This window comes from Paenibacillus intestini (assembly GCF_030803945.1).
Lineage (GTDB): Bacteria > Bacillota > Bacilli > Paenibacillales > Paenibacillaceae > Paenibacillus > Paenibacillus polysaccharolyticus.
Map to the genome: position 1 here is coordinate 760621 of NZ_JAURUN010000003.1, position 21660 is coordinate 782280.

20 protein-coding genes are annotated in these 21660 nt (G+C 45.2%); 16 read left to right on the top strand and 4 right to left on the bottom strand.

Translation table 11 applies throughout. From position 1 onward, the window contains the following. Window positions 1-294 precede the first annotated feature (294 nt). From J2T16_RS12670 to J2T16_RS12705, 8 genes are all read left to right on the top strand, one after another. Window positions 295-2589: a stalk domain-containing protein gene (locus tag J2T16_RS12670; RefSeq protein WP_499018419.1), complete on the top strand. Its 2295-nt coding sequence runs from the start codon at window positions 295-297 to the stop codon at window positions 2587-2589. Window positions 2590-2907: 318 nt separating this feature from the next. Then, entirely contained in the window at window positions 2908-3378 is a 471-nt protein-coding gene (locus J2T16_RS12675) for a Fur family transcriptional regulator (protein ID WP_090922571.1), read from the top strand. 2 nt (window positions 3379-3380) lie between these two features. Beyond that, on the top strand, window positions 3381-3635 hold the full coding sequence (yidD, locus tag J2T16_RS12680) for a membrane protein insertion efficiency factor YidD (RefSeq protein ID WP_090922569.1): 255 nt from the start codon (window positions 3381-3383) through the stop codon (window positions 3633-3635). Between the two features lie 494 nt (window positions 3636-4129). Next, window positions 4130-6160 carry a methionine--tRNA ligase gene (gene metG, locus J2T16_RS12685; RefSeq protein WP_499018422.1) on the top strand — a complete coding sequence of 677 codons (2031 nt, stop codon included), beginning with the start codon at window positions 4130-4132 and terminating at the stop codon, window positions 6158-6160. A gap of 332 nt (window positions 6161-6492) precedes the next feature. Continuing rightward, window positions 6493-7485, top strand: a complete 993-nt coding sequence (locus J2T16_RS12690) for a metal ABC transporter solute-binding protein, Zn/Mn family (protein ID WP_253500025.1) — start codon at window positions 6493-6495, stop codon at window positions 7483-7485. A 93-nt stretch (window positions 7486-7578) separates the two neighbouring features. Next, on the top strand, window positions 7579-8355 hold the full coding sequence (locus J2T16_RS12695) for a metal ABC transporter ATP-binding protein (protein WP_308723129.1): 777 nt from the start codon (window positions 7579-7581) through the stop codon (window positions 8353-8355). Window positions 8356-8403: 48 nt separating this feature from the next. After that, window positions 8404-9207: a metal ABC transporter permease gene (locus J2T16_RS12700; RefSeq protein ID WP_090922562.1), complete on the top strand. Its 804-nt coding sequence runs from the start codon at window positions 8404-8406 to the stop codon at window positions 9205-9207. Between the two features lie 76 nt (window positions 9208-9283). Then, complete coding sequence (locus J2T16_RS12705) at window positions 9284-10003, top strand: cytochrome c biogenesis CcdA family protein (protein WP_090922559.1); 720 nt, start codon at window positions 9284-9286, stop codon at window positions 10001-10003. A 106-nt stretch (window positions 10004-10109) separates the two neighbouring features. On the opposite strand, the gene splB is transcribed toward J2T16_RS12705, so the two are convergent. Next, window positions 10110-11180: a spore photoproduct lyase gene (splB, locus tag J2T16_RS12710; RefSeq protein ID WP_154957666.1), complete on the bottom strand. Its 1071-nt coding sequence runs from the start codon at window positions 11178-11180 to the stop codon at window positions 10110-10112. Window positions 11181-11366: 186 nt separating this feature from the next. Here splB and mntR point away from each other — a divergent pair, with 186 nt between their 5' ends. The 3 genes from mntR to J2T16_RS12725 all read left to right on the top strand — a co-directional run bounded on the left by mntR (window position 11367) and on the right by J2T16_RS12725 (window position 14715). Next, on the top strand, window positions 11367-11795 hold the full coding sequence (gene mntR, locus J2T16_RS12715) for a transcriptional regulator MntR (RefSeq protein WP_090922556.1): 429 nt from the start codon (window positions 11367-11369) through the stop codon (window positions 11793-11795). A 186-nt stretch (window positions 11796-11981) separates the two neighbouring features. Then, entirely contained in the window at window positions 11982-13583 is a 1602-nt protein-coding gene (locus J2T16_RS12720) for a family 10 glycosylhydrolase (protein ID WP_336120283.1), read from the top strand. Window positions 13584-13713: 130 nt separating this feature from the next. Then, window positions 13714-14715, top strand: a complete 1002-nt coding sequence (locus J2T16_RS12725) for a patatin-like phospholipase family protein (RefSeq protein ID WP_499018475.1) — start codon at window positions 13714-13716, stop codon at window positions 14713-14715. Window positions 14716-14818: 103 nt separating this feature from the next. On the opposite strand, the gene J2T16_RS12730 is transcribed toward J2T16_RS12725, so the two are convergent. Beyond that, window positions 14819-15157 (bottom strand): hypothetical protein, encoded by a 339-nt coding sequence (locus tag J2T16_RS12730; RefSeq protein ID WP_499018425.1) that lies wholly within the window; start codon window positions 15155-15157, stop codon window positions 14819-14821. Between the two features lie 5 nt (window positions 15158-15162). Beyond that, entirely contained in the window at window positions 15163-16155 is a 993-nt protein-coding gene (locus J2T16_RS12735) for a DUF1385 domain-containing protein (RefSeq protein ID WP_221788513.1), read from the bottom strand. Between the two features lie 214 nt (window positions 16156-16369). Here J2T16_RS12735 and J2T16_RS12740 point away from each other — a divergent pair, with 214 nt between their 5' ends. The 5 genes from J2T16_RS12740 (at window position 16370) to J2T16_RS12760 (ending at window position 20659) form a co-directional block, all read left to right on the top strand. Beyond that, a complete protein-coding gene (locus J2T16_RS12740) occupies window positions 16370-16981 on the top strand; it encodes a YqhR family membrane protein (RefSeq protein WP_154888684.1) in 612 nt (203 codons plus the stop codon). A gap of 77 nt (window positions 16982-17058) precedes the next feature. Further along, window positions 17059-17502 (top strand): type II 3-dehydroquinate dehydratase, encoded by a 444-nt coding sequence (gene aroQ / locus J2T16_RS12745; protein WP_090922544.1) that lies wholly within the window; start codon window positions 17059-17061, stop codon window positions 17500-17502. A gap of 39 nt (window positions 17503-17541) precedes the next feature. Continuing rightward, window positions 17542-18615: a M24 family metallopeptidase gene (locus J2T16_RS12750; protein ID WP_090922542.1), complete on the top strand. Its 1074-nt coding sequence runs from the start codon at window positions 17542-17544 to the stop codon at window positions 18613-18615. Between the two features lie 41 nt (window positions 18616-18656). Then, complete coding sequence (gene efp / locus J2T16_RS12755) at window positions 18657-19214, top strand: elongation factor P (protein ID WP_090922540.1); 558 nt, start codon at window positions 18657-18659, stop codon at window positions 19212-19214. 191 nt (window positions 19215-19405) lie between these two features. Beyond that, window positions 19406-20659, top strand: a complete 1254-nt coding sequence (locus J2T16_RS12760) for an aspartate kinase (RefSeq protein ID WP_090922538.1) — start codon at window positions 19406-19408, stop codon at window positions 20657-20659. An 87-nt stretch (window positions 20660-20746) separates the two neighbouring features. Here J2T16_RS12760 and J2T16_RS12765 read toward each other — a convergent pair whose 3' ends face one another. After that, entirely contained in the window at window positions 20747-21496 is a 750-nt protein-coding gene (locus J2T16_RS12765; protein WP_221788514.1) for a 2-phosphosulfolactate phosphatase, read from the bottom strand. Between the last annotated feature and the right edge of the window lie 164 nt (window positions 21497-21660).

Consider the following 21660-nt stretch of genomic DNA (forward strand, 5'->3'; position numbering starts at 1 on the left):
TCTATTCACAAGCAACCTTTACGAATATTATTTCGTAGAGGTTGTTTTTTTTTTATTTTTTACTCTCAACGGTTAAAACAAATGCTTCTGCACTGGAGCTAGGTAAATCTTTAGATTAACCCATACAGCTTGTTTATTTTAACAGATAACTATTTTCATAGTTTTTCACTTCTATTAAAAGTTTACAATTCTTATTCATTATTTTTAGCAACTTTTCCCGTTTCTGAGCGTCTAATCATATGACTTTTAGAGGGGATATTAATAAATGGGAGCAGAAGGAGCCAAAGACAAAGAATGAATTTGAAGAAGAAGTTGTCCATAATCACCGCTTTTGCTGTTTTTCAGGCGTTTGCAGTTATTCCAGCGAATGCACAAGCAGCAGAATCAAGCGAAGCTACGCCAGTGAATACCGCAAAAGTGAAATCCGTTGAGGTTGTAAAGAAAGAACAGCCAATTGCTGAGTCCGAAGTAAAATCAGGAGCAACGACTGATCCTGCTAACAATCCATCAAACAACTCACAACCTGCCAACAATGAAAGCGCCATAGAATCCAATCAGGGAACAACAGATCCTTCTGGAACAGAAGCTACACCGGTAAATCCGGCAACAGGAGCAAACGGGGAACAAGGAACAGGTGAAGAAACAAACACACCAAACACACCAACACCTGCTGAAGTAGAGCAACCAACGACTGGTGTAACAGCTGCGACTGTGCGATCTGCCGGAGACCTGACACTTTATATGAATAGCAACAAGATGGTTCAGGATGGGAAAACGTATCTGGCTGGACAGCCAATGGCTGTAAAAAATGGTGTTTCCTACGTGGCCATTCGTGCATTGGTTGATCGGGTAGGTTACGATGTAAAGTACGATAATACAACCAAAGAGACAATCATTCTCAGCGGTGCGGACGAACTTCGTTTTAAAACAAACAGCAAAGTGTATACCGTTAACGGAGAATCCAGAACGATGAAAGGCCCTGCTTATCAAGAAAAAAGCACGTTCATGATTCCATTGACGTCCATTACACAAGCGCTGAACATCACATATACCGTTAATCAGTCTGCGAAGACGGTTGTATTGAAGCTTAACACTAAACCTGTAGCCAGCTTTACGGTACAAAAGGAAATTTTTGCAGGAGATCAAGTGATCTACACGACTAAAAACAGTTCGCCGAACGGCCTTCCGATTGTGGATGAGCAGTGGACTGGACGTCAAGATTCCTTTGATCAGCCAGGCGTTTATACGGTGACTTATACGGTTCAAGATTCCAGTGGCCAGTGGAGTAACCCTTATACGCTTACGATCAAAGTGGAGCGTCCGAATCTTCCCCCAGTAGCGATGTTTACAACGGACAAGGAAGAATACAAAATGGGTGAAAAAATCTCCTACACTGATCAAAGTACAGATGATGAGGATGCGATCGTCAAAAGAGACTGGAGCAACAATGCACTCGCATTTTTCCTTCCGGGACCGAAGACGGTATCACTTACGGTTACAGATCAGCACGGTTTGAGCAACACATATACGAAAGAGATTATGATCACAAGCGAGACGCTTTATAATCAGTCTGATTTCAACAAATTGTTCGTACCAGTAGGGGACAAATTTACATTCAACGGCGGAGAAGTTCCTGGCATGGAAAAAGTTCCGTTTACGTACACGGATGAATCAAGCCTGCTTATTCGTAGTAACAGCCCTGAGACCGTTAACCAGGAAGGCATTGTCTACAAGGAATCTTCCTTTGGACAGACGCGTTTCATGATTCACCATGTCAATAATACGGGCAAAAGAGTAAAGATGTATGTGATTGCAACCAATAACAATCCATACACAGCTGTATTCGATCAGCAAAATATGGGCTTTGCAGGACCGACGCCATTTGCTACCGTTGCGGGTAAATTGTCCATCGATAAATGGTTCAAATCCATGCAAACGGGGGCAGATTCGAAGAGAGTATACATCCAGCCAGGAGAAAGCAAATTGATTCTGACGGAATTGAACAATATTTCGATGAAAGAAGGGCAGGTCATCTCCCTTTATTCCGACGCTTTCAGTGATTATACTCTTGACTACAACATTGTAATGATCGAAGAAAATAAAGATCCGATGGCCGTGTTGTCCTCATTGCCAGTTCTGGACCGTGACGGCGTTCATAACCGTGGGACTTATCCAAACGCAACACGAATCATTACGTACGATCAGGAAGTTGGCACGAAGCCTTCCCGTCTGCCACTCGGGGATAATGCAAGTGATCCGAATCTCGACGGCACAGACCCGATGGCCTTCACAAGCGCTTCTAACGCTGGTAACTTCGGTGTACTGTACAAAATCACCCTGAACAATGTTGCTCCGCGTACACTGATTTCGTTTAATCCTCGCGGAGGCAAGTATTACGGTTCAGCACTTGTGAATGGACAGCTGGTGCAGTTGTCGAATAACAGCCAGTCTCTAAGTGCGCCGAATGAACAAAATGTGCTGTATCGCACAGGTTCTTACGGTGAGAGTGTTACCATTGTTTTCTCTGCTGCCCCTGGTAGCAACTTGCCGGTAAACATTCTGTTTACCCCACTTCCAGCTGAGAAGTAATATTCTAGTGAATCAAACCGTACGGTTTGGAGTGAAAGCTTATATTTTATATACCCGTTCACCCCAAAAGTCACCTGTATGACCTATATTCTGAACCGTCAACCGAAGGACTCCATACTTATGGGGTCCTTTGTCTTTAGTTTAAGTTTTTAGTTTAAGCAAAACCCCTATACTTGCGTGTAGGGTTCCGTTGACTCTGTTCTTCATTTCATGCATTATTAGAGGTATACAAAAAGAGCAGAAGCAACGGTTTTGCCAAAAGATTTTGTCGTATGATGAAAATGCAAAAGGTTTGTATGACAGGAGGTGCTGTAAATCATGCTGTCGACGGAAGAGATTATATCAACTATGTCCTCACAGGGACTTCGTATAACTGATCAGCGCAAGACACTTGCACGGTTATTTGCCGAGTCTCCGGGGTATCTTACACCCAAGGACGTCTACGAATATATGGGTAAAACTTACAGCGGATTAAGCTTTGACACGGTGTACCGAAACTTGCGTGTAATGCAGGAACTAGGCGTGCTGGAGCAAGTTATATTTGAAGATGGAGTGAAGTTCAGAGCACATTGCAGCGAAGGCCATCATCATCATCATATGATCTGCCTGAAGTGTCAGAAGACCTACCCGATCGTTTTTTGTCCGATGCAACTTGCTGATGCTCCCGAGCAATTTCAGGTCGTGGATCACAAGTTTGAAGTATTCGGATACTGCAAGGATTGTGCTGAGCATGCTCCAGCGAAGAAGTCATCTACACATCAGCATGCACACAGTCACGGGAAGAATTGAAGATGAAACTTTCGCGTAGAATCGTGCAAGCTCCCATCCGGGTATACCGCAATTATATCTCTCCACTAAAACCGCCGACCTGCCGATTTTATCCTACGTGTTCGGCGTATGCGATGGAAGCAATTGAAGTGCACGGTGCACTCAAAGGTTCCCTTCTAGCGGCGAAACGGATTGCCAAATGTCATCCGTTTCATCCGGGCGGTGTAGATTTGGTTCCGCCTAAGGTGGAGAAAAATGTAGTGATATCCGAACCGTAATGTGCAGAAGAGCTGATGTTCATTTTTGCTGATCAAAGTGTTATAGAGCAGGTTGCTGGAACCCAGAAGCTTGGTTCTATTCGGTGGTATACTTGACAACAAGGTCAGCATTTCAGTATATTTTTTGTATATGATTTTCCAGTGAAGGGATAAGTACAGACACACCCCCAGTGCAGAGAGCCGGAGAAGCTGAGAACCGGTCTGGGAGGAGGATGGAAGATGGTCCCGGAGGAACCTCTTTCGAGCGTGCAATCAGCGACTTGTCGCTATTGTCGTAAGCCTGAGGCGTGATCCAGCGTTAATGGGCGGTCGAAGGACCGGAAGAGCCTGCGTTTTGTGAAAAATGCGGGGAAATTGGGTGGTAACACGTGAGAGATACTCTCGTCCCATACAGGGCGGGAGTTTTTTTGTGTTCATTTTCGGATCAGGAAGATGGTTCCATTCGAGCGATTGGTATGTATTCGTTAGAACAATTGAAGGAGGAGAAGTCATTCATGACGGATCAAAAAACATTTTATTTAACAACGCCGATTTATTATCCAAGCGACAAGCTACATATTGGGCATGCGTACACAACAGTAGCAGGTGATGCAATGTCTCGTTACAAACGCTTGCGTGGATACGAGGTGCGTTATCTGACAGGTACCGATGAACATGGCCAGAAGATTGAGCGCAAGGCTCAGGAGAAAGGATTGTCTCCACAGGCTTTTATCGATGAGATTGTCGTAGGCATCAAGGAACTGTGGAACAAGCTGGACATCTCCAATGATGACTTCATTCGCACAACTGAGGAGCGTCACAAAACCGTCGTACAAGATATCTTTGATCGTTTGCTGAAGCAGGGTGATATCTACAAGGGTGAGTACGAAGGTTGGTATAGCATCCCGGATGAAACTTATTACACTGAAACACAGCTGGTGGATGTTGAAAAAAATGAGAAAGGTGAGATTATCTCGGCTAAAAGTCCGGATAGCGGACACCCGGTTGAACTCGTCAAAGAAGAATCTTACTTCTTCCGTATGAGTAAATATGCAGATCGTTTGCTGAAATATTACGAAGAGAATCCTGGTTTTATCCAACCGGAATCCCGCAAAAACGAGATGATCAACAACTTTATCAAGCCGGGTCTTGAGGATTTGGCGGTATCCCGTACCACATTTGAGTGGGGTGTCAAAGTTAAAGGCGACCCGAAACACGTCGTTTACGTATGGATTGACGCGTTGTCCAACTACATTACAGCACTGGGCTACGGCTCTTCGGATGCTTCATTGTACGACAAGTTCTGGCCAGCGGATGTTCATCTGGTGGGTAAAGAAATTGTTCGTTTCCATACGATTTATTGGCCAATTATGCTCATGGCGCTGGATCTGCCATTACCGAAAAAGGTATTTGCACATGGCTGGCTGTTGATGAAAGATGGAAAAATGTCCAAATCCAAAGGAAATGTAGTAGATCCTGTAACCCTGATCGATCGTTACGGCCTGGATTCGCTTCGTTACTATTTGCTGCGTGAAGTGCCGTTTGGTTCCGATGGTACATTTACACCGGAAAGCTTCGTAGAGCGTGTAAACTCCGATCTGGCGAACGATCTGGGCAACCTGCTGAACCGTACCGTAGCGATGGTCGACAAATACTTTGAAGGCAAAGCGCCTGCGTTTGCTTCCAATGTAACGGAATTTGATGCTTCGCTGGAAGAAGCAGGACATGCAACGGTGGAAAAAGTAGAGCAAGCGATGGAAAATTTGCAGTTTTCTGTGGCGCTTACAGCGATCAGTCAATTTGTTAGCCGTAGCAACAAATATATCGACGAAACACAACCATGGGCTCTTGCTCGTGATGAAGCGAAACGGGATGAGCTGGCATCCGTAATGTCCCATCTGATTGAAAGCTTGCGTATTGCCTCCATTCTTCTACAGCCGTTCCTGACTCGTGCGCCGCACAAAATATGGGAACAACTGGGCATCCAAGAAGGTGAACTGACAGCTTGGGATTCAGCGAAACAATGGGGCATCGTGCCTGCTGGCAACGCATTGCACAAAGGCGAGCCGATCTTCCCGCGTTTGGATGCGGAACAGGAAATTGCTTATATCTCTGAAGCGATGACAGGTGGACAAAAAGCAGCACAGTCCGATGCAAGCCATGCAGAAGCAGGAGCCGCTACTCCAGCTTCAGCAGACCCGGTAACAGCACCTGAAGGCAAGGAAGAGATCGGCATTGATGATTTTGCCAAAGTTGAGCTACGTGTGGCACAAGTCATCGCTTGTGAGCCTGTTAAAAAGGCAGATAAATTGCTTAAGCTGCAACTGGATCTTGGTTATGAGCAACGTCAGGTTGTATCTGGTATCGCAAAGTTTTATTCGCCAGAAGAGATGGTTGGACGTAAAGTCATCTGTGTGACCAACCTCAAACCAGTAAAACTGCGTGGAGAGCTGTCCCAAGGCATGATCCTGGCAGCTTCTCATGGGGATCAGCTGACCCTGGCAACCGTACCGGACAGTATGCCAAATGGCGCGCAAGTGAAATAAAAAGTTTTTAAGTATAAGACAAGTAACTAGGGTGTTCAATCGTACAGAGATTGTCACAAGTTTGAACCAAGGGTGGTCCGAAGTGATTCGGACCGCTTTTTTATGCTGAAAAAAGAGCTGATAACTGAAGAACAAGCATATATTGTTATGAACTCCGTACTTCGGGAAAGAATGAATAGGACATGAGCCTTGACAATTAGGAGCAGGTTACCTATAATTCTTTCAGTAATATTTACGATTAAGTGATGCGGAGTGAATTATATATGACATTTATTCAAAAGAAGAGACAGGCACGATTAGATCGATCTAGCAAACTTGGCAAACGGAGTATAATGAAGCTACTTTGGAGTGGTCTGCTCATACTTAGTTTGCTTGTATTGTCTGCATGTGGGCAAAACAACGAGAATACAGCCAAAATTGTTGAAGGCAAAGTTAATGTGGTGACCACATTTTACCCGGTATATGCGTTTACTGCAGCGATTGGCGGAGAGGATGCCAATGTTATTAACTTGCTGCCTACGGGAGTAGAGCCGCACGATTGGACACCGAAGAGCCAGGATATTGTGAATACGTCCAAGGCACAGCTTTTCTTATACAATGGTGCGGGTCTGGAAGGATGGGTGCCGAACTTTTTGAAATCACTGAACAGTGATACAAAAGTGAAATCCGTGGCTGTCAGCGAAGGTGTCAAGTTGTTAACAGCAGAAGGAGACGATGGTCACGGACATGGTGAAGAGCATGAGGATGAACATGCTGATGACCATGCAGACGAGAGTGGCAATGAGGAACAAGTAGCCGACCATCATATCGATCCTCATACATGGGTTAGCCCCAAATCCGCAATGATCATGGCGGAAAATATCAAGAACAGTTTAGTAGAAGTTGATCCTACACACAAAGCTGGTTACGAGCAACGTTATAAGGAGCTTCATACCAAACTTGAAGCACTGGATCAGCGTTTCACGAATGAATTAGCATCCGTAGCAAAGAAGGAAATTGTAGTGTCACACCAAGCGTTCGGTTATCTTGCACGTGATTATGGTTTGAAGCAACATGCCATCATGGGACTGTCCCCGGATGCAGAACCAACTGGACAGGATATTGTAAAACTGGCTAAACTGGTTAAAGATGAAGGTATCAAGTACATTTTCTTTGAAGAGCTTGTATCCGACAAATTAGCCAAAACACTTGCCAGCGAAGCAGGGGTAGAAACGATGGTGTTGAACCCGGTTGAGGGTCTGACGCAGGAACAGGTGAAGAACAAAGATGATTATTTCACCTTGATGGAGAAAAATTTGCAAAATCTGCTGATCGCATTAAAATAAGAAGAATGAAGGTAAACATCCAGAAGTCTTTGCTGTTCCATCGGCGAAGACTTTTGGAATGTTAAGCACGATATTTACGTATTTTTATTTATTATGAAGGGCGGCTTTGCCATGCAGCAAATCATGCCATTATGTCATGATCCGATTATCCAGATCGAGAATTTGTCTTTTTCCTACGGGGATCAGCGCGTGATTCAAGATCTCAATTTTATGGTTCAACAACGTGACTTTGTAGGTATTATCGGTTCAAACGGAGCAGGGAAAACAACGTTGCTTCGTATGCTGGTAGGACTACTTCCTCCAGCGCAGGGGGATATCAAGTTGTTTGGAGAGTCGATTCGTAAATTCAAGGATTGGAACCGGATCGGGTACGTGCCACAAAAAAATGCATTTAATCCGTTATTCCCGGCTACCGTTCGTGAGGTCGTCATGTCCGGGCTGTATAATAACAAAAACATGTTCCGCCGCATCTCTCGTCAAGGTCAGCAACAATGCATCGATGCAATGAAGGTTATGCGAATCGAGGATATTGCAAACAAACGTATTGGACAACTGTCCGGCGGTCAGCAGCAACGTGTTTTTTTGGCCCGTGCGTTAATTAATCACCCGGATCTATTGATTCTCGATGAACCTACCGTGGGGATTGATGCAGAGTCACAAGCCAGTTTTTTTGAACTGATTACCCATATGCATGAACATCATCGGATGACGTTTCTCATGGTGTCACATGATATGGATCGCATGGAAAGTTATCTTGGCGCGGAAGCGGCGCTCACGAATGGCAAGATTCATTTCCATGTGCGTCATTCGCATGAGATCGAGGATTGTGCAGAAACCAACCTGCAGCATACTACCGCGCAGGTACGCTAGCTATGTATGTGGGCCATTAGATGATAGGCCGAAGGAGTCGTGTTAGTTTTGGAAATATTATGGAGTGATTTTTTTCAGCGTGCACTTGCAGGTGGTTTGCTTATCGGTATCACTGCTCCGCTGATTGGACTTTTTCTTGTACTGCGCAGACTTTCGATGATCGGAGACACCTTGTCACACGTAACGATCGCAGGTGTGGCGCTTGGTTTTCTGATCGAGGTATACCCGATCGGCGTTGGTCTGATTTTTGCGGTACTCGCATCGTTTGCTATTGAAAAGTTGCGTAAAGCTTACAAAAGCTATGCTGAGTTGTCCATTGCGATCATTATGTCTGGAGGCGTAGCGCTGGCTTCGCTGTTTTTTACACTGGGAAAAGGGTACAATGCGGATGTGATGAGCTATTTGTTTGGTAGCATCTACACATTGGACGTGGCGGATCTGAAGCTGGTGGGTATCGTGACGCTAATCGTTGTTATTGTAGTGGGCTTCCTACATAAAGAGTTTTTCCTGCTCAGCTTTGAGGAGGACGCAGCTGCAGTGACCGGATTGCCAGTCAAAATGCTGAATATGTTAATTACAGTGATGACAGCATTGGTAATCAGTACGGCGATCAAGATCGTGGGTGCTCTGCTTGTATCCGCCTTGTTGACCATTCCTGTCGCCGTCAGCCTGCTCATGGCTCGAAGCTTCAAATCAGCCATTATTCTGTCGGTGGTCATCGGAGAGATTGCGGTTGTGATTGGACTAGTTACAGCGGGGATCTGGAACCTGGCACCTGGAGCAACGATTGTACTGCTGCTCATTGGTATGCTGATCCTAACGATGATTGCTAAAAAAGGGTTCCGAGCCTGATCTCTGACTACTACACTTATCGTTTGAAAACAAGTACTTAAGAGCAAGTGAGCCCCAGGAAGGGAGACATTGCTTCATGCCTGATGTTAATGTATGGCTGGCTTTTGTTGCTGGCCTCGCTTCTTTTATATCACCGTGTTGTCTTCCGCTATATCCTTCGTATCTCTCATACATCACGGGAATGACTGTGCAACAGTTGAAAGAGGATCGGAATCAGCGAGAGGTGCGCTTGAAGACGTTAACGCATACACTGGCGTTTATTCTCGGATTCTCTGCAGTATTTTATTCGCTGGGTCTGGGTGCAGGATTATTTGGACAATTTTTCAATGATAACCGGGATTTGATTCGTCAACTGTCCGCGATTTTAATTATGTTGATGGGACTGTTTTTGTTGGGTATCTTCAAGCCGCAATTTTTAATGAAGGAACGTAAACTGGATATGAAATGGAAGCCGGCGGGGTATTTAGGTTCCTTTGTTTTTGGGATTGGTTTTTCGGCAGGCTGGTCGCCTTGCATCGGACCGATTCTGACGGCGATTATCGCCATGGCAGCGAGCGAACCTTCAACTTGGCTGACACTGATTACAGGTTATACGGTAGGCTTTGCTTTACCCTTTTTTGTTCTAGCGTTCTTTATAGGTTCGACACGCTGGATTTTGCGTTATTCAAACCTCATGATGAAGATTGGCGGAGCTTTAATGCTCTTAATGGGTATTTTGCTATTCACGGATCAGATGACCCAAATAACAATCTGGCTGCAGCAAATTACACCCGATTGGATGATCAACTTAACATGAAGCATTTTTCTTCTTCAGCAGAATAAATAATTGAAAGCAGGCTGCAGGAACCAGAACTTCTCTGGAACATGCAACCTGCTTTTTATCTGATGATATACGAGTTGAATTAGGTAAAATAGTCAATGTTGGCTAAAGGAAAGTGTTCGAAAATGCGTTCTGTAATGAATTCGCGCAGGGCATCTTGCTGGTCATCTTTATACACATATTTGTACTGACCCCAGCGACCCCATTTCATTTTCCGTTTCTCAATATCCATCTCCAGCTTGGTTTTTGGATATCTTTTCTCAATGGTCGCTTTAGCCGTTTTGGTGAAACGGTGCTGAATCATTTCAAACGTCAGGTCTTTGGTAGCCTCTTCAGGCAAGGTATCTGCCAGCTTTTGCAGTAGCTCAGCATAACCTTCTTGCCAGCCATCGTACCAAATAATCGGAGCAATAATGAAACCGAGTGGATATCCGGCATGGGCTATTTTGCCTGCAGCTTCAATTCGCTCTTCAAAGCGGGAAGTTGCGGGTTCAAAGTTTTTGATAACATAATCCGAGTTCACGCTGAACCGGATACGCGTATGGCCATTATGCTTGATGTTAAGTAGCGGATCGACGTGATGATATTTGGTCACAAAGCGTAAACGCCCGTATTCTTCATCAGCCATAAAACGAATAAGGTCGCTCAGGTTTTCCGTGATATGTTCCAGACCGACGGGGTCGGAGGTACAGGCTGCTTCGAAACGGGTAATTTCGGGTTTGCGTTCCTCGATGTAACCTTTGGCAGCTTCAATGATTTCTTCCGTGTTTACGTACACGCGAACGTATGGTTTTGCACCTAATGTGGTTTGAAGATAACAATAATGGCAATGCCCCATACAACCTGTCGAGATAGGGATCGCATACTCTGCTGATGGTTTGGACTGGTCAAATTTCAAGGTTTTACGTACCCCTACAACCAGAGTTCGCTTGGCCATCCGGTATTTTTCTTGCTCTGTCTCACCGGGGAGGTTGGTGATTCGATTGTGTGAAGTGGTCATCTGATAAGGAATGTTTTGGGAGGTTACCCATTCCATAATCCGTTTTCCTTTTTCATATTCAAGCGCACCTGGTTCAAAATACACCAAATCGGGAATAAAGGGTTTAGTACCCTTTACTTTTCTAACAGGGGGCTGGGCCACGCTTGTGCTCACAGAATCACTCCTTTCAATACGAAACTGGACTTAGTTTGCCTCAAATGAAGAGAAGTCACGCCTGCCAATCCTTGTGTAAGGCGGATCGGAATCGGGTAGGACTTGCCAATGCGCATTGATAACATGTATCATTAGAAGATAGGGACCAGGTACGTAGAACCGGTCAGAGAGAAGAGAGGGAAGCAGATGCCAACGCCCAGTATGGAAGATTATTTGGAGCGTATATACAAATTGATTGATGAAAAGGGCTATGCTCGTGTGTCTGATATAGCTGAAGGACTGGAAGTACATCCTTCATCCGTGACGAAGATGATCCAAAAGCTAGACAAAGACGAGTACCTGATCTATGAGAAGTACCGCGGGCTGGTACTAACGCCAAAAGGGAAAAAAATGGGCAAACGGTTGATGGAGCGCCATCATCTGCTTGAGCAGTTTCTAACGACGATCGGTGTTCAGGAAGAGAACATATATAACGACGTAGAAGGTATTGAACATCACTTAAGCTGGGACTCCATTACATGTATTGAGTCTCTCGTGGAATATTTCCGTCAGGATGAGAGTCGTCTGCAAGACCTAAAAAACATTCAGGAAATCATGAGTAACACGGACTCTTGAGCCTTGAATTCATAAGTTGATAAATAAAGGATGCTTCTTGCCAATGGAATGGCGAGGAGCATTTTTAATTTCAATATTTTAATTCCAACCAACATTTGGTCAATTGCGCAACTAAACCCGTCTGCCAAGCGTCTATTAAACTAGTAGAATTTACCGCAAATTTAATGATGTTGGAGGATTGTATTGATGAAATTGCGTAAAGGATTGTTGCTACTGCTCATTTTTGTTCTTGGATTACAGTCAGTCGGTATGACCGCTCAGGCAGCAAGTTCAAAACAGATTACTATTTTTCTGGATGGTCAGCGTCTGGAATCAGATGTGTCACCCTATATCATGCCCAAGGTGAACGTAACAATGGTGCCGTTACGGGTCATCAGTGAAGGACTGGGGGCTTCTGTGTTATGGTCCCAGGCAAACCGGACGGTGACGATTCAGAAATCGGATTCAACGATTACGATGACGAGTGGACGTCAGCAAGCGACAGTGGATAATACCGTGGTTGATCTGGATGCTTCCGTGCAACTCAAACAAGGTCGCGTGATGGTTCCAATTCGTTTTGTAAGTGAAAATTTGGGGATTCAAGTGAACTGGAATCAGGCGGCTCAAACCATTGATCTGTACACCGGGGCAGAACCAACGCCAACACCGGAACCAACTCCTGCAGAACCAGGAGGAAGTGTAACCCCACCAGCAACGAATGAGATGCGCGGAGCCTGGATATCTACAGTTAATGGGGACTGGCCATCTTCTGGCGCGAAAGGCAATGTAGATAAACAGAAGCAGGAGTACACAAGTCAACTGGATCAGTTAAAAGACATGGGGATCAATGCTGTATTTGTACAAGTTAGAGCAAATGCAGACGCCATTTATCCATCCAGTCTGGTGCCTTGGAATAGTGTTCTGACAGGAACCCAGGGGAAAGATCCAGGTTATGACCCACTGGCTTTTATGATTGAGGAAGCGCACAAACGCGGGCTTGAATTTCATGCCTGGTTCAATCCGTTTCGGGCAACGAACTCAGCAACAACAGCCAATCTGGCGACTAACCATGTATCCAAGCTACATCCTGACTGGATTGTAAATGCATCGGGTAAACTATATATTAATCCAGGTGTTCCAGAAGCAAGGCAGCATATTATGGATACCATTATGGAAGTTGTGAATAACTATAACGTGGATGGAGTGCATCTGGACGACTACTTCTATCCTTCCAATGTGACCTTTAATGATGATGTTGCTTACAAAATGTATAACACGTCAGGTTCAACAGACCGTGCAGCTTGGCGCCGTGACAACATTAATCAGTTTGTACAGCAACTTGGACAACGTATTCATCAAGCGAAAGCTAATGTAGAGTATGGGATCAGTCCATTTGGTGTATGGCGTAACAAAGCAAATGATCTGACTGGCTCAGATACCAAAGCAGGCGTAACTGCTTATGATAGCATGAATGCAGATGTTCGGACATGGATCAAACAAGGGTGGATCGACTACGTTGCACCACAGGTATACTGGAGCATGACGCTAAGTGCAGCAAGATACGATAAGGTCGTCGATTGGTGGGTTAATGAGGTAGCCAATACCAATGTAAAATTGTACATCGGCCATTCTCCTTATAAACTCGGAACGCCAGAGATTGGGTGGCAGACATCACAAGAAATCATTGATCAATTGACATATAATCAGAAGTATCCATCTATTGGCGGAGACATTTATTTCAGTTCCCAATATCTTACGAAAAACCCACTCGGTTTGATTGAACGACTGAAAGCTTACTATGGATTGTAGGGTCTAGTCTAACGTTAATTTTTCCTTGTTAATGATCACGGATTCTTCAACTCATAGTTATATGACCAACCCCTGTTCTCATACAGTGGCAGTAGAAGTATGGCTGCCTGGAGAACGGGGGTTTTTCGTTGTGTTAATTAATGGCGTTTTTGAAGGTGGAGGCGTAAAAGGGGTTTCCCTTGCAGGAGCTGTACAGGGAGCACAGGACTGCGGAGTGCAATTCAACCGAGTTGCTGGCACATCATCCGGTTCGATTGTTGCTGCCCTACTGGCTGCGGGTTACCGGGCCGAGGAGATGAAAGAAATCATTGAGAGTACGCCGTTTGCTTCGCTTCTGCAACGGTCGCCTATATTTAATACACGCTGGATTGGTCCAGCAACAAGATTGTTTTTGAAAAAAGGTTTATATTCAGGTGAAGCACTGGAATCATGGATACGCAAAATGCTGGCACAAAAAGGAATCCGAACCTTCGCTGATTTGCCACCTGGAAAGTTGCTCATTACCGCATCGGATATTTCTAACGGAAACATTCTCGTCTTGCCCGACGATATTCGGCGCTTTGGGATTGAACCTTCGAAGCTTGAGGTTGCTAAAGCTGTACGTATGAGTTGTAGCATTCCGTATTTTTTCGATCCTGTCATTATTCGGAAATCACCGATGATGTCCAAGGGGCTACCATTCCAAGATCAGTTTGTGTATGTCGTGGACGGAGGGCTACTGAGTAACTTCCCACTGTGGTTGTTCGATGGAGAACGCTCTGAATCAGGGGGAGAGATCATTCCAGTAGTCGGTTTTAAAATGGTAGGTAAGACAGAAGTAGAACCTGCACGAATTAAAGGACCTTTGACCATGTTGCAAGCGCTTGTCGAGACCATGTTAACAGCTCACGATGAGCGTTACATTGAGCAGATTAACCGATTCCGTACGGTCAAAATTCCTACGCTGGGTATTAAACCGACACAATTTAATCTCTCCGTTCAAGACAGTATGAACTTATATCGTTCAGGTGTGGCCTCTGGTCTGGAGTTTTTCACCACATGGAATACGAAGATGTACAACGAGCAATTGGAAAAGCAGCGAAAAGAAATGCGGAAGAAACAGGCGGGTTCGCCGCCGCTGGTTCCCATATAGAAACGTGAAAAAAGCAATTCTCCGGATGATGGAGAATTGCTTTTTGGGTTTTATTTTACATTTTACTGTGAGAAGAAAACAGAGATATCACCGGAAGGACAAATCAGTGATACTTGGGAACGTCCTCTTCGTTGTTTTTGCCTTTCTGGCCCTGAATGACCTGAAAAGGATAGTCCTTGCGTTTCTTGGACGAACTGCTCTTTCTTGCATTGACATTATTCTGTGCGTTCACTTTAGCCATCGTTTTTGCCGAAGGTTTGATCTTTGGTGTTTTGGCTTTTCGTGACCAACGGGCAGGCGGGAATTTGTACAGCAGGAACACAACTCCGAACACGATCAGAGGGATGAGAATACTGGACAACGAAGCTCTAGTCATAAAACTGATAACCCCAAGAGCAGCCAGTATAATGAATGCCCAAAATACAATAGCCTGCTTATTCATTTCATTCACCCTTTCACAGGATCAAGTGTTGCTACAGGAACTTCCGTTACGGTCGAAACGTTGGCAAGTTTGGCGTCCAGTTCAAGCATGCGATTGAAAGACGCAATGGATACTTCCACTTGAGCGTTCGTAGGTTCTTTGGTCGTAAGCAATTGCAACCACAGGCCAGGGTATCCCAGATAACGTAAGACAGGAATATCACGAAGCGAATTCGTAATCTTGAGTAGCTCGAACGAAATACCTAGTACGACTGGCAACAAGAGCAAACGCTGTCCCATCCGTTCCCATAAATTATCGTATGTGAATACGGAGTATAAGAAAATACCGATGATGACAGTCAACATGATAAAGCTACTACCACAGCGGTAATGTAGCCTGCTGTACTTCTGAACATTTTCCGGTGTAAGTTCTTCTCCAGCTTCGTATGCGCTTATGACTTTGTGCTCTGCCCCGTGGTATTGAAACAGGCGTTTAATCATTGGTGTCTGTGAGATTAGCCACAGATAAGCGAGTAACAGGATCAGTTTGATGACACCTTCCAATACATTATGCAGAAATTGATTGTCGAATACATTTTTAAATAAGAAGTCCTCGATCACGACAGGAAGCAGCGTCAGTACAATTTTGCCGAAAAGGAAGGAAAGTATGGCTACCGCAGTCACACCGATTATCATGCTAAGGCTCCAGCCAGTTCCTTGTTTCTCTTGTTGTTTGGCTTTTTCTTCAGGTTCGAGCTCATCATCAGCATAAGCGTCAGCAGAGTAATTAAGATGTTTGCTACCTTTGACACTTGAATCTATAATGCTGACAATTCCGCGTAATAAAGGAATCCGCCGCAATTTCATGACCCAGGTCTTGTCTTGCTTGGGAACTTCCAGATACGTAATTTCGCCGTCTTTTCTACGAACTGCCGTAACATTGACGTGTTTACCGCCAAACATTACGCCCTCGATGACAGCTTGCCCCCCGTAGCTGACAGGCTTGGATTGTTGAGGCAAATTATTCACCTTCCTATTCTGTTCTAAGCCTTTACAATCAAAGGCAGTTTAATATCCTTATTGTATCGAATTTTGAGAGCAATTTCTAGTTTACGAGAGAAAAGGCAAGTGCTGCTGTTAAGATTGTCCTGTTTTGAACATACTACGCCCTAGAACTGTGAGAAAATATCTAGCATGCTTGTGAGATCATCTAGTGAAGAAGGGGACGTTTATGATGACAGATCATACTCATGAGGACGTATTAACGAATCATAATCACGAAGGTAAAACGGATCAGCGCACAAATCGGCAACGACCGCGAGAACGTGACGAAAACGTGACGAAACGGCGCTCCGTGCCAAGGCAGGGAGATGCGCACTATTTCACAAATCCGTTTTCCTTTGCGCTGGAACTGGGGTTCTTTGCCGGGCTAATCTGGGGAGGAATCCACTGGCTATTTCATTTTCTGCATTTTACCGTTGTACCCGTGGGTTTTCTGGCGGAGCCTTTTTTCAAGCATAAATATATTTATACGCCGGCAGGTCACTTGACAGGTTGGTTGTGTTTTATCGTGTTTTCCATCTTTGCGTCACTGTTATATACCTTTACCATCCGCAAATTAAAAGGGCCGTTTCCCGGTATGGTGTATGGGATCGTCTGGTGGGTGATCCTCTTTATCCTGCTTGGGCCTAAACTCGGAATGATGAAACCGTTAAATCAATTGACATGGGATTCAATTTTCACGGAAATTTGTTTCTTCCTTCTTTGGGGGCTGTTCATAGGTTACACCGTAGCGATGGAGTACACCGACGAAAGGAAACGGGAGCCAGAGCACGCAGGAGCCTAGACGCAAAAAAGCTTCTCAATCCGGTAACGGCTGTGTTAAAATAGCAGATGGTTATTTGCAGAGAGGGTGGAGCAGCGATGAAACGAATTATTGTGATCAATGGCCCGAACCTGAACATGCTTGGTGTTCGTGAACCAGGTATCTATGGAACGCTTAGTCTGAAGGATATTGAAGACAAAATTCGCAGACAGGCTGAAGAATTGGGCGTCTCCATCGCTTTTTATCAATCCAACCATGAAGGAGACATTATTGACCGCATTCATGCCGCAATGGGTGAGGCAGACGGGATCATGCTGAATGCCGGGGCTTTTACTCATTACAGTTATGCGATACGGGATGCAATCAATGCCGTGAAAGTTCCTACCGTGGAGGTTCATCTATCCAACATTCATGCACGCGAAGCGTTCAGACATCATTCAGTGCTAGCAGCAGAAACGATCGGGCAGATTGCCGGATTTGGCGAAGTAAGCTATGAACTGGGATTGCTGGCTCTCGTGCGTCATCTGGACAAACAAACCTGAGCCGGGAACCCGGGAATGTGAGAGAAAGAAGGGTTACCGATGGAAAACAAACGAGTACACAAGTTACGTGAGGCCATGGCCGAGCGTGAACTCAAAGCAATGCTGATTACGAATCCGATTAACCGCCGTTATATGACGGGATTTACGGGTTCGGCAGGATATGTGCTTATTACTGAGCAGGAAGCTTATTTGCTTACTGATTTCCGTTATATGGCACAGGCATCCACGCAAGCCCAAGGTTTCAACGTGGTAGAGCACGGTGTAAAACCGATGGATTCTGTACGTGATTTGCTGGTTGCAGCGAACATCAACGAAGTTGGCTTCGAACAGGATTCGGTTACATTTGGTACGCACGCTTCTTATGCGGAATCGTTGCAATCGGTTAAACTTACAGCAGTATCCGGCATTGTTGAGCAGCTTCGGATGTTCAAGGATGCTGACGAAATTGCAGTGATGCAGCGTGCTGCAGATTTGGCAGATGCCACATTCAGCCACGTTTTGCAATTTGCGAAACCGGGTATGACTGAACGTGAAGTGGATCTTGAAATGGAGTTCTTCATGCGCAAGCATGGGGCGACCAGCTCCTCCTTTGACACCATTGTCGCTTCAGGCGAACGTTCTGCTATGCCTCACGGTGTTGCAAGTAGCAAAGTAATTGGACAGGACGAACTGATTACGTTTGACTTTGGCGCGTTGCTGGACGGATACTGTTCAGATCTGACACGTACGATTGCAACAGGTAATCCTGTACCTGAACTGCGCAAGATTTACGACATCGTACTGGAAGCACAATTACATACGCTGGAGAACCTGAAACCAGGTATGACCGGACGGGAAGCGGATGCACTTGCTCGGGATATCATTGCAGGCTATGGATATGGAGAACAGTTTGGACACAGCACGGGCCATGGTCTGGGTATGGAGGTTCATGAAGCTCCGCGTCTGTCCAAGCTTAGCGATGATGTGTTGAAACCGGGAATGGTGGTTACAGTTGAGCCGGGAATTTATATTGATGGACTTGGCGGCGTACGAATTGAGGATGACGTTGTGATTACCGAGTCAGGTATTCATATTCTTACGAAATCGGACAAAAAGTTCACCGTTATTGGCTAACATACCCAAACACTTTTTACTTATATCAGGAGGGATCTTTTGTGATTTCAGTTAACGATTTTAAAACAGGTTTGACCGTGCAAGTAGACAACGATATCTATACCGTGCTTGATTTCCAACACGTAAAACCAGGTAAAGGCGCAGCTTTTGTACGTTCCAAGTTAAAAAACCTTCGTAATGGTAATACGGTTGAAAAAACATTTCGTGCAGGTGAAACGATTGGCCGTGCAATTATCGAAAACCGTGGAGTATCTTACCTGTATGCAAGTGGTTCTGAGCATACGTTTATGGACAATGAAACATACGATCAATTCACACTGACTAGTGATCAACTGGAGTGGGAACTGAACTTCCTTAAAGAAAACATGAACGTGAAGATCGTTAGTTACCAAGGTGAAATCCTGGGTATCGACTTGCCTACAAGCGTTGAGCTGAAAGTTATTGAAACAGAGCCAAGCGTTAAAGGTAACACAGCACAAGGCGCTACGAAGAACGCAAAAGTGGAAACAGGTCTGAATGTACAAGTTCCTTTGTTCATCAATGAAGGCGACGTGCTTCTGATTGATACACGTGAAGGTAAATACTCTTCCCGTGCGTAACTTTCACTTGCTGTAAGCTTTAATGCAAGAATGAAAACCCTTTGCCATGAATATGGCAGAGGGTTTTTTTGAAAAAAGATTAGCCTATCAGACGCTTTCGTAATATACTGGGTTAAAGTCATTTCTCGTAGAGAATAATGACGAAAGATATCAATTGATGCATACTGCACAAGGTAGGGAGTGGATTTGCGTTGTCATTGTACGTCATGAAATTTGGGGGCAGCTCGGTCGGAGATACAGAACGCATGAAGCGTGTAGCCGGACGTGTTGTAGAAAAAGCGGATGAAGGACATCAATGTGTCGTCGTGGTTTCGGCCATGGGAGATACTACAGATGATTTGATTGATCAGGCGAAGCTGCTAAACAGTGATTTGCCTGCTCGTGAAATGGATATGTTGTTGACAACAGGGGAACAAATTTCGATCTCCTTATTATCCATGGCCATTCAGGCACTTGGACGCAAGGCCGTATCCTTTACAGGATGGCAAGCCGGTTTCCGAACAGAACCGGTTCACGGTAAAGCCCGGATTCAGGATATCCGTCCTGAACGTGTCAAATCTGCGCTTGCTGAAGGCAATATCGTTATTGTCGCTGGTTTCCAAGGCATGACGGAAGACGGCGAGATCACTACACTGGGCCGCGGCGGTTCGGATACAACAGCTGTTGCGCTCGCAGCAGCAATTCAAGCGGACGCTTGCGAGATCTATACGGATGTGGACGGAATTTATTCCACAGATCCGAGGATCGTCAAGGTAGCGCGCAAACTGAAAGAAATATCCTACGACGAAATGCTGGAGCTTGCGAATCTGGGAGCGGCGGTATTGCATCCACGTGCTGTTGAGTACGCGAAGCATTCCGGTGTACCTTTGATTGTAAGATCAAGCTTTAACCATAATGAAGGAACGGTTGTGAAGGAGGAAGCGGCAATGGAACAAGGAGTAGTGGTAAGTGGGATCGCGTATGACAAAAACGTAGCTCGCATCAGTATTTTGGGTGTTCCGGATGTCCCGGGCGTCCTTGCCGAAGTATTTGGCGAACTGGCTAGTGAGCAACTGGACGTCGATATTATCGTGCAGAGCGGGGTACAGGACGGCAAAGCGGACTTCTCCTTCTCGGTTGCACTGTCTGATCGCGAGAAAGCACTTCGTGTCATTGAAGGTCTGCACAGCCGGTTGCCTTACCGTGAAGTTACCTCCGAAGAGAACCTGGTTAAAATCTCGATTGTTGGTGCAGGTATGGTGAGCCATCCAGGTGTAGCTGCTAAAATGTTCAAAGTGATCTCAGGTGAAGGCGTAAGCATCAAAATGGTCAGCACTTCCGAGATCAAGGTCTCCTGCGTTATCGATGGAGAGAAGCTTCATGACGTGATTAAAGCTCTGCACACGGCTTACGATCTGGATACAGCTGAGCAAGCCGTAATCGGTGGACCGCAAGTTCGCAGATAAGATTGCAAATGAGGCGTAAAATAAACGTATAATTAGGAAGAGGTGTACCGTTGCCACTAGGCAGCAGTACACCTCTTTTAGCTGTGACTATAGTCGTTTGCACATGTTGCCTCCTCTTACTTTACGGTAAGGTTTTAGCTCGTTCCCTTCCCTCATCTCTGGTACACAATCCAGCAGATTCAATTGTGAACAATAGGTAACATCATGCATTTTCCCTAGTTTATCCAGTCTGCGTGCACTGGATGATGTGCGAACCAGATCTGTAATCTGGTCATGACACTGAGACACAGCCTGATGCAGAATAATACCAAGATCGTTCAGTTGCAGTGGCGAACGGGTCTGACGATACAACTCTTCAATAATACATCCGGCACACAGGCCGTCCTCGAGAGCAAACTCATCCTGCTCACCGGCACATAATAACAAAATATCCCGTTGTAATTCCAGTAGAGCGGAAGCAACCGCTCTAACATTTAAGAATGCTCCCGCAAGTATATGTCTGGCTCTGGATGCTTTAATCAGAGCTCTTGTACCATCTGTTGTGGTGAGGATAATGACTTTTTCCGCAATGTCACCACTCATATATTCATAGGGAGAATTACCCGCATCGAATCCGGTTATTTGTTTGTCAAAACGTTCCCCGCCCCGAATACTGTTTCCTACCAACATCTGTTTGGCTTGCGGAACAGTCTCCGTAGCAATAACTCCCGCAGCATGATGAGCAAGCGCGGTCACAATTGTGCTTGTTGTTCGCAAAACATCAATGACAACCACACTTCGCCCTTCAATATCTATCGTTCGTACTTCATTTACATTACCTACGACGTCGACACGCACACCCCACAACTCCTTTTTGTTCCTCGGGATCGAGCATTGGTTTATCAGTGGAACAGTCCATCTGTTTGCAAGCACTATATGCATGAATGTCTAGACAGGTCCCTAGAACAAAAGATGTCTATGAGTTTTGGCTCTCATTCATCGTCTTTGAAGAATTGATAGAT